We start from the raw sequence: 13,649 nt of genomic DNA, 5'->3' as shown, positions 1-13,649 counted from the left end.
CAACCTAATAGCCAGTCATGACCCAAGCATCCCACGACCGCCTTCTGATCATCGACTTCGGCAGCCAGGTGACGCAGCTAATCGCCCGCCGCCTGCGCGAACTGAATGTCTATTGCGAAATTCATCCTTATCAGAACGTCACGATGGACTTTGTCCGACAGATGGCCCCGAAAGCCGTCATTTTCTCGGGCGGTCCGGACAGCGTTACACGAGAGGGTTCGCCCCGTGCGCCACAGGAAATTTTTGACTATGGCGTACCGATCCTAGGCATCTGCTATGGCCAGCAGGTGATGATGCAGCAACTGGGCGGCCAGGTCGAAAGCGGTCACGGCACCGCCGAATTCGGGCGTGCTTTCGTGACGCCTCAGAACCAGTTGGACATTCTTGATGGCTGGTTCGCAGAGGGTGATGAGCAGGTCTGGATGAGCCACGGCGACCACGTCAGTGAAATCGCGCCTGGCTTTGAAGTCTTTGGCACCTCACCCAACGCGCCCTATGCCATAACGGCAGACCCGTCGCGTCATTTCTATGCCGTGCAATTCCACCCGGAAGTGCACCACACTCCCAAGGGTGCCAAACTATATGAGAATTTCGTCAAACTGGCAGGATTCTCGGGCGACTGGACCATGGGCGCGTATCGCGAGCAAATGATCGAGAAAATCCGCGAGCAGGTCGGGGACAAAAAAGTCATTTGCGGTCTCTCAGGTGGCGTCGACAGTTCGGTCGCGGCAATCCTGATCCACGAGGCAATCGGTGATCAGTTGACTTGTGTCTTCGTTGACCATGGCCTGCTGCGCAAGAACGAAGCGACCGAGGTCGTCGGAATGTTCCGCGACAATTACAATATCCAGCTGATCCATGCTGACGAGAGCGAGTTGTTTCTGGGCGAGCTGGACGGGCAAAGCGATCCTGAAACCAAACGGAAAATCATCGGCAAACTGTTCATCGATGTTTTTCAGAAACACGCTGACACCATTGATGGTGCCGAGTTTCTGGCACAAGGCACCCTGTATCCCGATGTGATTGAATCCGTTTCGTTCTCTGGTGGTCCCTCGGTCACCATTAAATCGCACCACAATGTGGGCGGGTTGCCCGAGAAAATGGGCCTGAAGCTTGTCGAACCCCTGCGAGAACTGTTCAAGGATGAAGTTCGCGCCTTGGGTCGCGAGTTGGGTCTGCCCGACAGTTTCATCGGTCGCCACCCCTTCCCCGGCCCCGGCCTTGCAATCCGTTGCCCTGGAGAAATCACTCGCGAAAAGCTCGACATTCTGCGCGAAGCCGACGCTATCTATATCGATCAAATCCGCAAACATGGGCTATACGACGAGATCTGGCAGGCCTTTGTCGCCATTCTTCCGGTGCGAACAGTCGGCGTGATGGGTGATGGACGGACATATGATTATGCCTGCGCACTGCGCGCGGTGACATCGGTCGACGGCATGACCGCCGATTACTATCCGTTCAGTCACGAGTTCCTAGGTGAAACGGCAACACGCATCATCAACGAAGTCAAAGGCATCAACCGATGCACGTACGACATCACTTCGAAACCGCCCGGTACTATCGAGTGGGAATAAACGCTCACACGCAAAGCACAAAAATTCTGACACGGCTATTATTCGTTGCGTTGCCTCGTGAAACACCATTAAGTCGGCCTGCCAGACGTCGGGACGTAAACCAAGTTTCATGAGCAGCAACTCAATGCAGATCGGCAAGGCCGCGCTCTGGATGACCGGAGCAATCGCCTCGTTTTCATCGATGGCAATTGCCGGACGCGAACTTAGCGTAACTCATGATACTTTTGAGATCATGTTCTATCGCAGCCTCGTCGGGATCTGCATAGTCGCTTTTTTTCTGACGATATCGCGCAAATGGCATCAAGTCTCGACACGGCGATTAGATTTGCATGGCGTTCGAAATGTACTGCATTTTACGGGGCAAAACCTCTGGTTCTATGCGGTGACGGTCATTCCTCTTGCGCAGGTCTTCGCGCTGGAGTTTACCCAACCGATCTGGGTGATACTCCTCTCACCATTGCTGTTGAAAGAAAGGTTGACTGCGCTTCGGTTGACCTCAGCACTAATCGGATTTGCCGGAATACTCATTGTGGCACGTCCTGGCGCGGCCTCGATCAGCCCAGGAGTGATTGCCGCAGCATTGTCCGCTTTGTTCTTTGCTCTGACGACGATATCGACGAAAACCCTTACTCGGTTCGCGAGCATCGGTTGCATCATGTTTTGGCTGACTCTGATTCAGGCGGGCCTTGGATTCATCGCATCGGCCTATGACGGACAGATCTCATTACCTAGCGTAAATACGGCGCCGTTTCTTCTGCTGGTCGGCGTGGCTGGTCTATTTGCGCATTATTGTATCACCAATGCTCTCGCGATCGCTCCAGCAACAATCGTGGTACCCTTTGATTTTGCACGCCTTCCGACCATCGCGATAGTGGGCATGATCCTTTATCATGAACCGCTGGACCAATGGACGCTCCTGGGTGCAGCAGTCATCTTTGCGGGGATTTTTCTGAACGTCTGGTCAGAAAATCGTAACAAATCCGCAACACCCGTGCAGCGTGCGCACACCGACTAACGTTCCGTCACCAATTGACCAAAATTTAAAGTTTAAGACAGTAAAAGCCGGTAACAAGGCCGGGTGCGTTTGATGGGATGAGCATTACAGGCCGCAGGACAGTGTAGGGAGAAGTATATGAAACGATCGTTGTTTCACGCATGCGCGTTGTGCATCGGGGCAACCAGTGTGCAGGCAGGTGGCCTAGATCGTAGCGGTCAGGGCGTTAACATTCTGTTTGAAGAAGGATCTGCCGTTCAGTTTCGACTGGGCTATACCAAGCCTGATGTCAGTGGCTCAATGGAAGACCAGATCCCAGGCAGCCCTACATTTGGTCAACAAGTCGACTCTGGCAATGTCTCGAACAGCTTCTTCACGCCACATCTGGCCTACAAGACTTCGTTAACCGAGAAACTCGACTTCGCTTTGGTCTATGATCAGCCCTTCGGTGCAGATATCGATTATTCGGCGGATTATCCGCTATCCCAGAACGTATTGGCGCTTGCGGGTCTTCCCGGCACCACCACCGACGTTCTTCGCGCCGAGGCTGATACAGACGCGATTACAGCGCTGCTGCGTTACAAATTGGACAATGGTTTTAGCGTAATTGGTGGCGTGAGGGCACAGCGCCTGAAAGCAAGCGTTTCAGTACCAATCGCTGGCGCAGGTGCCACGCCCACAGCTGGTGCATACCGTGTTGAAACAGACGCAGAGATTGACTTTGGATATGTTGTTGGCGTCGCTTGGGAGCGTCCGGATATCGCCGCGCGCGTAGCTCTGACTTACAACTCAAAGATTACTCACGATCTTTCACAGACTGAATCGAACGACGTAATAAATGGGTTCATCTTTCCACCGGGCATCCCAACTGTAGGTCGTGTAAGCGCTGACTCATCGACCGAAGTCATAACACCTCAATCCGTCAATCTGGACTTCCAGACAGGTGTCGCGCCTAAAACACTGCTGTTCGGCTCGGTGCGCTGGGTGGACTGGCCACAAACCGTTTACGCACCACCCGTTTATACCGACCTGACAGGTATAAACCTCGTCGATTATGAAGAAGCAACTTGGACCTATTCGCTTGGTCTGGGCTACCAATTCACCGACGAATTCTCGGGCGCCGTAACTCTCGGCTACGAAAGTTCGCAAGGGAACTCGGTTTCCAACCTCGGCCCGACAGATGGTTTCTGGAGCATAGGTCTGGGTGGCACCTATTCGCTTGAGAAAGCCAAAATCTCCGGCGGCGTGCGCTATACCGACATCGGTGATGCCACGGCAAACGGTACGGGTCCCGACAACCGCGCCACTTTCACCGGCAACAGTGCATGGAGCGTTGGCATTCAGGTGACTTACGCCCTGGATTGATCCCAGCGGCAGCAAACACATCGGAAAGCCCCGCCTTGGTATGGTGGGGCTTTTCCATTTACACGTCTTCTTTTTATTACGGAACACAGCAGCACAATTGACGCCGCGATCAGCCCGATTTAGCTAATGCAAAACAAGGGATGGTGGCGCATGATCTACAACTCGGCAAAGGACTGGCGCGACGCTGCGCGAAAGAAAGTACTGTTCTTCGGTATGTCCGGGTTGGGGAAATCCTATGTCTCGAACACTCTTCGGGATGCAGGTGACTGGTTCCACTACTCGATCGATTACCGGATCGGGACCCGCTACATGGGTGAATACATCGCCGACAACGCCAAGGCCGAAGCGATGAAAGTGCCCTTTCTGCGCGAGCTTCTGCTATCGGATTCGATCTATATCGGATCGAACATCACGTTCGAAAACCTGACCCCCGTTTCCGCCTATCTGGGCAAACCCGGCAATCCCGGGCTTGGCGGTCTTGAAATCTCGGAATACCGGCTTCGCCAGGAACAGTTCCGACTGGCAGAGATTCACGCCCTGTTGGATACCAAGTATTTTATCGACCGAGCCGAGCGCCTGTACAGCTATCCGCATTTTATCTGCGATACCGGTGGCTCTATCTGCGAGTGGGTCGAGCCCGAAGATCCGAACGACCAGGTCCTGTCCGAGCTATCGCGCCAGACGCTGATGATCTGGATCAAGGGCGATGAGGCCCATACTGAGGAATTGGTAAAACGCTTCGACAAGGCCCCAAAGCCCATGTCTTACCAAGCCGAGTTCCTGCAGCGGGTCTGGGATGAATACCTTACCCTTAACGACTGCCAAGGATCCGCGGTCGATCCGGACGCGTTCATACGCTGGACCTATGCGCAAGCGCTGGCGCACCGACAACCGAGATATGAAGAGATGGCGCGAAACTGGGGCGTCACAATCGCCGCCGACGATATCGCCAAGGTGCGTGACGGTGGTGATTTCGATGAGTTGATCGAACGCACCCTTGAGGCCCGCGCCAACCCCGCATAAGTTCCAGACTTCTTTCGCAGTTTCAACAGCGTGACCAAATGCCGATTAAAATTCCTTCCGACCTGCCCGCCTTTGACGTCCTGACCAATGAGGGTGTCATGGTCATGGCCGAAGATCAGGCCGCACGGCAGGATATTCGCCCCTTGCGGATCGGCCTGTTGAATCTGATGCCCAAGAAAATTCAGACCGAAAACCAGTTTGCGCGTCTGATCGGGGCGACACCTTTGCAGATCGAACTTTCGCTGATCCGTATGACCGAGCATCAGACCAAAAACACTGCTGCCGAGCATATGGCCGAGTTCTACCAGCCGTTTCAGGAGGTAAAGGACCAAAAGTTCGACGGCCTGATCATTACCGGTGCCCCAATCGAGCATCTGGATTTCTCGGATGTCACCTATTGGGAAGAAATCCGCGAAGTGTTCGAGTGGACCCAAACCAATGTGCATTCTACTTTCGGCGTCTGCTGGGGTGGCATGGCCATGATCAACCATTTTCACGATGTCAAAAAACATATGCTGGATGCAAAGGCCTTCGGGTGTTTCCGGCATCGAAATCTTGCGCCAGCATCGCCATTTTTACGTGGTTTTTCTGACGATTGCGTGATCCCAGTAAGCCGCTGGACCGAGATGCGGCAGTATGAAATCGACGCCGTACCTGATCTGATCACACTGCTTGGCAGCGATGATGTGGGCCCCTGCCTGATCGAAGATCCAGCACATCGGGCGCTCTATATCTTCAATCATTTCGAGTATGACAGCGACACTCTTAAGCAGGAATATGACCGGGACGTTGCCAACGGTACACCGATCAATGTCCCAATAAATTACTATCCAGACGATGATCCAAGCCAGCATCCGCAGAACCGCTGGCGCAGTCACGCACATCTGCTTTATGGCAACTGGATCAATTCCATCTATCAGACAACCCCCTTTGATTTGGAAAAAATTGGCCAGTAAACTCTTGATAACAATTGGCATTGCGCTAGTAGCCGTTGCCATAGTCACTGCCTGGCGTGGTACGCAACGCGAAGGCAGTGCCGAAGCTTCGTTTCCTCCTGAAGGTCAGATCCTGGATGTCGATGGTATCTCTGTACATGCCGTCGTCATGGGCGAAGGTCCGGATGTCGTGCTGATCCACGGTTCCAGCGGGAATACGCGCGACATGACATTTGCGTTGGCACCGATCTTAGCAGAAAGCTATCGGGTCATCGTATTCGATCGCCCCGGACTGGGTTATTCTGAAAGCTTTAACCCAGACGGCGAAACTATTGTTGAACAAGCAGAAATCCTACAGAAAGCTGCCTCAGAACTTGGTGCTGAAAAACCCGTTGTTGCTGGGCAAAGCTATGGCGGGTCAGTCGCACTTGCCTGGGCAGTCACACGGCCTGACAATATCGCCGCTCTCGTTTTGATCGCTCCTGCAGCTATCCCCTGGGAGACGCCATTGGACGCATTCAACACAATGGGCGCAACAACCATCGGCAACGCACTTGGCCTGCCGTTGGTCAGCGCCTTCGTTCCTGACTGGTTCGTTTCGAGAGCACTGGATCAGGTTTTTGCGCCGCAAGTAGCCCCCGAAGGTTATGCGGAACATTTCGGCCCCGGTCTGACCATGCGCCGCGCATCGATGCATGCAAATGCCAAACAGCGAGCAAATCTGCTGGACGAAATCACCGAACTTCAACCCCGCTATGACGAGATTACGGTTCCAACTGAAATAGTCCACGGCACCGCCGATACGACCGTTGGGCTGGATTGGCATTCTGAGCGCCTGATAGAGCAAATACCAGGTGCGGATCTGGTCGAACTGGACGGTGTCGGTCACATGCCTCAGGTAGTTGCCGCCCCAGAGGTCGCAGCCGCAATCGACCGCGCCGCCGCACGTGCGGGTTTGCGTTAACCCCATCCGTAATCCATAGTAAGTTATGGATTTTATGGCGAGGCCGCACATGACCAAATCAGAACACGGCGCTATCGAGAGTTATTTTCGCAATGACGCGCCCAAGACTGTTCAATCGGTCATTGAGCAGGCCAAAAAAGGAGAAATTCTGAACCCGACCTACCCTTACCCGAAAAAGATTAAGGGCAAGGAATATGACCAACAGATGCAGGGTTTGCAGATCGAGCTGGTCAAGATGCAGCGGTGGGTCAAGAACACTGATCAGCGCGTCGCCATCGTGTTCGAAGGACGCGATGCAGCGGGGAAAGGTGGGACAATCAAAAGGTTCCGCGAAAACCTTAATCCACGGGGCGCGCGCAATGTTGCACTTAGCAAACCATCAGATGCTGAACGCAGCCAGTGGTATTTTCAACGCTATATTTCACATCTGCCCTCTGCCGGAGAAATCGTGTTCTTTGATCGCAGCTGGTATAACCGGGGCGTCGTTGAAAACGTCTTTGGTTTTTGCACAACAGATGAGCGTGAGCGGTTCTTCAGACAGGTTCTGCCTCTGGAAATGGGGTTCAAGAATGACGGGATCCACATGTTCAAGTTCTGGCTGAATGTAGGTCGCTCAGAACAGCTGAACCGCTTTCTTGCCCGCGAAACCGACCCTTTGAAGCAATGGAAACTCAGCCCAATCGACATAGCTGGCCTGCACAAGTGGGACGAATACAGCCAATCAATTTCCGAAACGCTGACCCGCAGCCATTCCGAAGATTGTCCTTGGACGATCATTCGGTCCGATGACAAAAAACGCGCTCGGCTGGCCGCCATTCGCACAGTGCTTAGCGGGCTGGATTATGATGGCAAAGATGCCGACGTGGTTGGCGAGCCAGACAAAAAGATTAGTGGTGGACCGGAACTCTGGGATGCCTGAACTTGGTATGGGGCAATACACGAACTGCGCTGGATTAGGTCATGACCTGTGCATATATACCCGTATAAGCACTTGAGGACGGGATGACAAAGCGCGGATATCACCACGGAAATCTGAAGCAGGCCCTGATCGAGGCTGCCTTGTCTCTGATTGAACAAAAAGGTCCGACCGGTTTTACGCTGTCCGAGGCCGCCAAGACGGCTGGGGTGACGCCCGCAGCGGTCTATCGACATTACGAGGGGCGCGAAGATCTAATTGCTGAGGCCGCGCGACAAGGCTTTGAGATGTTCGCTGACCTGATGCAATTTGCCTATGACAAGGGGCAACCGTCGGCACTGGCAGCGTTTGAAGCCACTGGGCGCGCCTATCTAGCCTTTGCGCGCAAGCACCCAGGCCACTACATCGCGATGTTCGAAAGCGGTATATCCCTAAACCGAACGCCCGAATTGGCCCTCGCCGCCAATCGCGCAAAGAATGTGCTGGAAAAAGCTGCTGGCGATTTGTCTCAACACATACCGCCAGAGAAAAGACCCCCTGCGTCAATGTTCAGTGCTCACATTTGGGCGATGAGTCACGGTGTCGTTGAACTTTATGCGCGCAATACCGGTGCAAGCTCTCCCTTCCCTCCTGAAGACCTGCTCGAAAGTGGGATCGGTATCTACTTACGCGGTTTGGGGCTGGTCGCGCAGGACGAATGACAAAGCTTCCAATTCCAGAGCAGGTCAGTCTGCTGTAAGAGGCGCATGGTTCCGCTCCATAACTACTCCAGCGGCTTTCATCGCTTCGACAAGTGCGTCGACCGGTTGTGACTGTTGGAAAACCCGCCGCTTTAAGGCTTCCAGTGGAAAATCGGGCCAGGTCTTTTGGTAAACACTTGCGAGCCGACGCGCTTCGGTCTGCTCTCCGTTGTTCCAGCGCGCCGCCATCAAATATGCCGCAGAAATTGGGCCGAAGGGGCCACCACGTGCGATAGTTTCTTCGTAGGTTCGGATCGCGGTTGCAAAATCACCAGAATGAAATTGAGCTGACCCGAGCACATTCCCGAACACAAGCCCACCACTGCTTTCTGCCAGATTCTCATATCGCTCTGATTGCGAAATTATATACGTGAAGTTCATAGTATAAAGCGAGATTAGCGCATCAAATTCAGCTATATGTGGATCACTTGGTGCAAGATCGACCGCCCTGCGGGACAACGCCGTAGCCTTGTCATAATTCCCCGATCCAAACTCCAGCCAGGCGCGCGATGAAAGTGCCCATGCCGCATCCGGTTCGATCTCTAGCGCATGAGCACTGTTTTCGTCTGCCACAGCAAGCATATCAGTGGCTGCAGGATCGGAAGACTGAAGAATGGCAAGCATGGTTTCGACCTGAGCGGCCCCCGCGTATCCGCAGAAATAAAGCGGATCCCGCTCAATCGCAGTTTCAAAGATCAACAACGCAGGTTTCAGGCGCGGCAAGTTAACAACCGGAAACATCACATCCTGTCCGGCACTACACAGGTTCATCGCTTCGACCCGCGCCGGAGACACGTCATAGATCGCGGTCTGCTCGGCTTTGACGTCGCTCGATGACCATTGCTTTGTAAGGATGGTGGCACCGACACCACCCAGTGCAATAAGGGTGATGGCCATCGCCGAAATCACACTTATACGCCACAGATTTGTTAACTTTTGGTACTGGCCCGTGCCCGGTCTAAACTCAGGTGCGTAACGACCAACGGGCAGCGATATCATGATCGGATCAGACGCGCCGGCTCCACCGTAATAGGCCTTCAACTTTCGTCGCACCCGACCAGCATCTACCCGTACAACGCCTTCGCGTTTTGTCAGCTCGTCAGCGCCGTAGCCATAAACATCCATCGCGATCGTTTTTGCGCGAATTTCTTCGGTCCGTCCGGCAAGAGCCTCGTCGACGACATAGGTCAAGAAAGACCGCATCCGGGCCGATCCCTTGAATCCTGCCGAGTCTAAAACACGCGCTAGCGCAGAACGTACATCTTCAGAAGAGAAGTTACGCCTGTTGTCGTGTTGCTTTCCATCCCCCGTACCGGTCAAGAACTATCCTTTCATGATAAGAACTTGTGGCTACCTTGCTACCGTAGCATGCGGCTTATTACGTTCAAGAAAATTCCTGCTGAGCGCATGCTGACCGAGCAACCAGCTTCGAAAGTGCTGCCGATGGTCGAGAGTGATTTCATTGCGGAACAGTTCCCTGAACACGCTGATCTTCTGCAAAGTTTACGCACCGAGGACAGTGAATTTGACCGGATATGTCTGGATTACCAAGAGATCTTTACTGAAATCGCTCTTTTGCAGCACTCAAACACGCCTCAGCAATCTCGGTTCCTAGCCGACTTGGCCGAAACCCTCACTGATCTGCGCTGCAGTATCGAAACCAGAATAGTTGAAGCTCAAAACATGCCTCAGAATTGCGGCAAACCCGGAGATTAATATGAAACTGATAGGCATCCTGTCCTCGTTACTTCTGTCCACCGGAACGGCATTTGCCCAGCAGTCTCCGATCATTCACGACGGCGAGTTCAACTATCTGCGCGCTCAATTCGGCGATGCGTGGGACGCACAGGATGCCGAGATTGACGCAAAGTTAGCCGAAATTCGCGAGGCGAATGGCGGTAATCCACCCAATTTTCTGTACATTCTGATCGATGACATCAGCTTTGGTCAGATGGGTGACCGCAAGATGAACTACGTGATGGGCATTGAGACACCCAGTATCAACCAGTTCGCCACCGAAGGCCTATCGCTGATGCGCATGTATACCGAGCCATCCTGCACACCGACGCGAACTGCCATGCTTACAGGTCGCCACCCTGTCCGCGCCGGGGTAACAGAAGTCAAAGTTGCGTTGGTGGGCGAAGGCCTGCCTGCTAGTGAAGTAACCCTGCCCGAGATATTGAAGGAAGTTGGCTACAACACCGTACATGTCGGCAAATGGCATCAAGGTGATATCGAACAAGCCTACCCGCACAATCAGGGCTTCGACTGGGCAGCGTTTCCCCTACATCAACAGGTTCAACTAAGCCTCATGACCCCCGAGGCGATGCGTGCGAACGCCATGCTTGGATATGTGCCCGAAGGTCAGAACAACCAGTTTCTTCTGGACGAACGTTTCAAGCCATACGGTTTGGTGACCGGGGTTGAGGCCGTGGTAGGCGGCACTGCCCATGAGGTGGACATGTCACCGGGCGAGGTTTGGTCCCAAGCCAAATACGAAGAGATGAACGAACGCTATCAACGCCAGGCCCTTGAGCAGCTAGAACGTGCTGCAGCCGAAGAAGAACCGTTTTTCCTGCAATATTGGCCTCTTTACCCCCTTAATTTCGTCTATGCGGATAAGGCCCTCTCTCGCAATGGTGGCTTTCACGCCGACAAACTGCAGCTATTGGATGGATGGATTGGTGATCTTCTGACCAAGCTTGAAGAGACCGGAGAAGCCGACAATACGATTGTGGTACTGATGGCCGACAATGGGCTGATGTACCACTACGAGGGAACCTCAGGCCTTAATCAGCTGATCTATCGCGGTGGTAAGACCCAGCATCTAGAAGGCGGCGTACGCACGGACGCTTTCATACGCTGGCCCGGCGTGATCGAAGCGGACAGCGCAGCCGGTGATATCTTTCACGTGTCGGATATCTACACCACCATGGCGCGGATTGCAGGTGCGACTGATCATATCCCACGTGACCGCATCATCGACGGGATCGATCAGACGGCGCTGTTGCTGAATGGTGAAGGTCATGGTCGACGCGACTATGTGTATGTCTACGAAGGCCCTGTTTTGCGCTCAGTGGTTAAGCAGGAGTTCAAGATGCACCTGCCCGCGCCCGGCCAACCCGGTGCGGCAGCCCCGACCTTCAACATCTATCGCGATCCACGTGAACTGCACCCGTTGGTTGGGTACTCGCTGTGGGCCGGAGCTTCGTTTCAGGACATGATCAAACGCCATCAAAAAATGATCGCCAAACATCCGCATTCCGAGATCGGGCGCGGCATCCCCTATGAGGGCATCGACAACCTGCGCCCGGAATCAGAATTGACCCGTGATGTATTTATAGGTTGGCAAAATTGAAATCTACAGAAATTGTTGTTTACATATGGTAATGTTTAAATGTGAAGGCAGCTGCAAAAGCGTTTGCCTTCCACCAAGCAGATGACCGGGGAATATGGGATGAAGATTTCAGGGGTATTGGCTTTGTCGGTCAGTCTTGCAGCACAGGCCGCGCTGGCACAAGACAATCCAATCCAACACGACGCCGAGTTTTACATTCTGCAAGCACAACACGCAGAACAATGGGCACAGGATGATACCGCTGTTGATGAAGCTCTGGCCGCTTTTCGCGACAGCAACAATGGGCAGCCCCCGAACATAATCAGCGTTCTGATCGACGATATGGGCTTCGGCGACATGGGAATTCCCGAGCTCAACGCGGTGCGAGGTTATGAGACGCCGAATATCAACGACTTTTCAGATCAGGCGATGCGAATGGTGCGTATGTATACCGAACCTTCGTGCACGCCGACTCGGGTTGCGCAGATGACCGGGCGGTTGCCCGTGCGCATGGGTATGGGCGATACAACGGTGGACATTGCCGGGTTTGGCTTGCCGGAAAACGAAGTCACCCTGGCCGAGATTCTTAAGCAGGCGGGTTACGCGACCAGCCATGTCGGCAAATGGCACATGGGTGATATCGCCGAAAGTTGGGCGATGAATCAGGGATTTGACTATGCCCAGCACGCCATCCACCAACAAGGCCAGCTGACAATCTTCAATGATGATGCGATCAAAGAACAGGTCTCGGTCGCAATCCGGGACTATGACGACAAATACACGCTAGACGGCTGGTTCCGGCCGGACTCGGCCGCGATGATGACGGTCATCGAAGGGAAAACCGGCGGGCCTATCCGCGAAATTCGTATGGAATCCGGAGAGCGCTGGAACGCTGCAAAATACGATGAGATGAACCAGGCATTTCAAGACAAGACGATGGAAGAACTGGATCGCCTCGCAAGTGGGGAAGACCCGTTTTTCCTGCAATACTGGCCGATGATCCCGCTGGACAACACCCGGGCCGGGCGATCAGGACCAGAGAGCGTGAATGGTGGTCTGTATGTCGACAAGATGCAGTTACTGGATCAGTGGCTGGGCGACTTGTTTGCGCGCATCGAAGAACTGGGCTTAACGGAAAACACCGTAGTTGTGGTCATGGGGGATAACGGCCACTTCACCAAATACGCGCCGCAATCCGGGTTCACCCCGCTGATCTATGCGGGCGGCAAAGGCGACACGACCGAGGGCGGTATCCGAGTCGACGCCTTCATCCGCTGGCCCGGCATGATCGAGGCTGACGGGTTGCTCAACAGCATCATCCATGTCTCGGACCTCTATACAACGCTGTCGCGCTTTGCCGGGGCAGATCAGTATATTCCGAGGGATCGTCTGGTGGATGGCGTGGACCAATCTGCCGCCCTGTTGTTTGCTGACGAATCCAAGGCCCGACGCGATCACGTCATCGTCTATTCCGTGAACAAACCCGAGGCGATCGTGAAGGACCAGCTTAAGCTGAAACTGCCGGGACCTGGCGAAAGCGCTATTTTGGCAAAGTTCTTTGATCTCTACCGGGACACGCGCGAGGAATATTCAGTCTCAACCGAAGTTGGCGCCTGGGGAGGGCAGGAATTCGCACGCATTCTTGGCCGACATATGGCCCGCAAAGAGAAATTCCCCGACACCACGCCAGCCTATGGCGTGCCCTATGAGGGGATCGAGAACATACGCCCCGAAACCCAGCAAGCGGTCGAGGCTTTCCTGATCAAACGCCAATCCCCGCAGCAATAACACCGCGCAA

General features: G+C 54.0%; 12 protein-coding genes. 11 read left to right on the top strand and 1 reads right to left on the bottom strand.

The window, feature by feature from the left end; translation table 11 throughout:
* The first annotated feature begins 17 nt into the window (after positions 1 to 17).
* The 8 genes from guaA to ACR0KN_RS02150 all read left to right on the top strand — a co-directional run bounded on the left by guaA (position 18) and on the right by ACR0KN_RS02150 (position 8,475).
* Positions 18 to 1,577 (top strand): glutamine-hydrolyzing GMP synthase, encoded by a 1,560-nt coding sequence (gene guaA / locus ACR0KN_RS02185; RefSeq protein ID WP_480454771.1) that lies wholly within the window; start codon positions 18 to 20, stop codon positions 1,575 to 1,577.
* Between the two features lie 109 nt (positions 1,578 to 1,686).
* The gene (locus ACR0KN_RS02180) at positions 1,687 to 2,592 is read left to right on the top strand and encodes a DMT family transporter (RefSeq protein ID WP_480651058.1); all 906 of its coding nucleotides are present in this window, start codon (positions 1,687 to 1,689) and stop codon (positions 2,590 to 2,592) included.
* 117 nt (positions 2,593 to 2,709) lie between these two features.
* The gene (locus ACR0KN_RS02175; RefSeq protein WP_480651056.1) at positions 2,710 to 3,936 is read left to right on the top strand and encodes an OmpP1/FadL family transporter; all 1,227 of its coding nucleotides are present in this window, start codon (positions 2,710 to 2,712) and stop codon (positions 3,934 to 3,936) included.
* A 150-nt stretch (positions 3,937 to 4,086) separates the two neighbouring features.
* On the top strand, positions 4,087 to 4,959 hold the full coding sequence (locus ACR0KN_RS02170; protein WP_480651754.1) for an ATPase: 873 nt from the start codon (positions 4,087 to 4,089) through the stop codon (positions 4,957 to 4,959).
* Between the two features lie 38 nt (positions 4,960 to 4,997).
* Positions 4,998 to 5,915, top strand: a complete 918-nt coding sequence (metA, locus tag ACR0KN_RS02165; RefSeq protein ID WP_480651054.1) for a homoserine O-acetyltransferase MetA — start codon at positions 4,998 to 5,000, stop codon at positions 5,913 to 5,915.
* Positions 5,905 to 6,858 carry an alpha/beta fold hydrolase gene (locus tag ACR0KN_RS02160; RefSeq protein ID WP_480651052.1) on the top strand — a complete coding sequence of 318 codons (954 nt, stop codon included), beginning with the start codon at positions 5,905 to 5,907 and terminating at the stop codon, positions 6,856 to 6,858. Before metA ends, ACR0KN_RS02160 begins: the two co-directional genes overlap by 11 nt.
* A 49-nt stretch (positions 6,859 to 6,907) precedes the next feature.
* Entirely contained in the window at positions 6,908 to 7,777 is an 870-nt protein-coding gene (ppk2, locus tag ACR0KN_RS02155; protein WP_480651050.1) for a polyphosphate kinase 2, read from the top strand.
* An 83-nt stretch (positions 7,778 to 7,860) separates the two neighbouring features.
* Complete coding sequence (locus ACR0KN_RS02150) at positions 7,861 to 8,475, top strand: TetR/AcrR family transcriptional regulator (RefSeq protein WP_010439657.1); 615 nt, start codon at positions 7,861 to 7,863, stop codon at positions 8,473 to 8,475.
* A 24-nt stretch (positions 8,476 to 8,499) separates the two neighbouring features.
* Here ACR0KN_RS02150 and ACR0KN_RS02145 read toward each other — a convergent pair whose 3' ends face one another.
* Complete coding sequence (locus ACR0KN_RS02145) at positions 8,500 to 9,717, bottom strand: tetratricopeptide repeat protein (RefSeq protein ID WP_480651048.1); 1,218 nt, start codon at positions 9,715 to 9,717, stop codon at positions 8,500 to 8,502.
* Between the two features lie 165 nt (positions 9,718 to 9,882).
* Between ACR0KN_RS02145 and ACR0KN_RS02140 the strand changes: the two genes are divergently transcribed.
* The 3 genes from ACR0KN_RS02140 (at position 9,883) to ACR0KN_RS02130 (ending at position 13,639) form a co-directional block, all read left to right on the top strand.
* Positions 9,883 to 10,230, top strand: a complete 348-nt coding sequence (locus tag ACR0KN_RS02140; protein ID WP_170776825.1) for a hypothetical protein — start codon at positions 9,883 to 9,885, stop codon at positions 10,228 to 10,230.
* Position 10,231: 1 nt separating this feature from the next.
* Positions 10,232 to 11,872 carry a sulfatase-like hydrolase/transferase gene (locus tag ACR0KN_RS02135; protein ID WP_480651046.1) on the top strand — a complete coding sequence of 547 codons (1,641 nt, stop codon included), beginning with the start codon at positions 10,232 to 10,234 and terminating at the stop codon, positions 11,870 to 11,872.
* Between the two features lie 81 nt (positions 11,873 to 11,953).
* Positions 11,954 to 13,639 carry a sulfatase-like hydrolase/transferase gene (locus tag ACR0KN_RS02130; RefSeq protein ID WP_480651044.1) on the top strand — a complete coding sequence of 562 codons (1,686 nt, stop codon included), beginning with the start codon at positions 11,954 to 11,956 and terminating at the stop codon, positions 13,637 to 13,639.
* Positions 13,640 to 13,649: the final 10 nt, after the last annotated feature.

The organism is Ruegeria sp. AP7 (assembly GCF_056539905.1).
This window is presented reverse-complemented; position numbering and strand designations above follow the sequence as displayed.

What these genes read in the sequence shown, in the direction of transcription:
- ACR0KN_RS02150 (WP_010439657.1), top strand. Translation starts at nt 7,861, where the DNA reads ATGACAAAGCGCGGATATCACCACGGAAATCTGAAGCAGGCCCTGATC.
- ACR0KN_RS02140 (WP_170776825.1), top strand. Translation starts at nt 9,883, where the DNA reads ATGCGGCTTATTACGTTCAAGAAAATTCCTGCTGAGCGCATGCTGACC.
- ACR0KN_RS02130 (WP_480651044.1), top strand. Translation starts at nt 11,954, where the DNA reads ATGACCGGGGAATATGGGATGAAGATTTCAGGGGTATTGGCTTTGTCG.
- metA (WP_480651054.1), top strand. Translation starts at nt 4,998, where the DNA reads ATGCCGATTAAAATTCCTTCCGACCTGCCCGCCTTTGACGTCCTGACC.
- ACR0KN_RS02180 (WP_480651058.1), top strand. Translation starts at nt 1,687, where the DNA reads ATGAGCAGCAACTCAATGCAGATCGGCAAGGCCGCGCTCTGGATGACC.
- guaA (WP_480454771.1), top strand. Translation starts at nt 18, where the DNA reads ATGACCCAAGCATCCCACGACCGCCTTCTGATCATCGACTTCGGCAGC.
- ACR0KN_RS02145 (WP_480651048.1), bottom strand. Translation starts at nt 9,717, where the DNA reads ATGCGGTCTTTCTTGACCTATGTCGTCGACGAGGCTCTTGCCGGACGG.
- ppk2 (WP_480651050.1), top strand. Translation starts at nt 6,908, where the DNA reads ATGACCAAATCAGAACACGGCGCTATCGAGAGTTATTTTCGCAATGAC.
- ACR0KN_RS02135 (WP_480651046.1), top strand. Translation starts at nt 10,232, where the DNA reads ATGAAACTGATAGGCATCCTGTCCTCGTTACTTCTGTCCACCGGAACG.
- ACR0KN_RS02175 (WP_480651056.1), top strand. Translation starts at nt 2,710, where the DNA reads ATGAAACGATCGTTGTTTCACGCATGCGCGTTGTGCATCGGGGCAACC.
- ACR0KN_RS02170 (WP_480651754.1), top strand. Translation starts at nt 4,087, where the DNA reads ATGATCTACAACTCGGCAAAGGACTGGCGCGACGCTGCGCGAAAGAAA.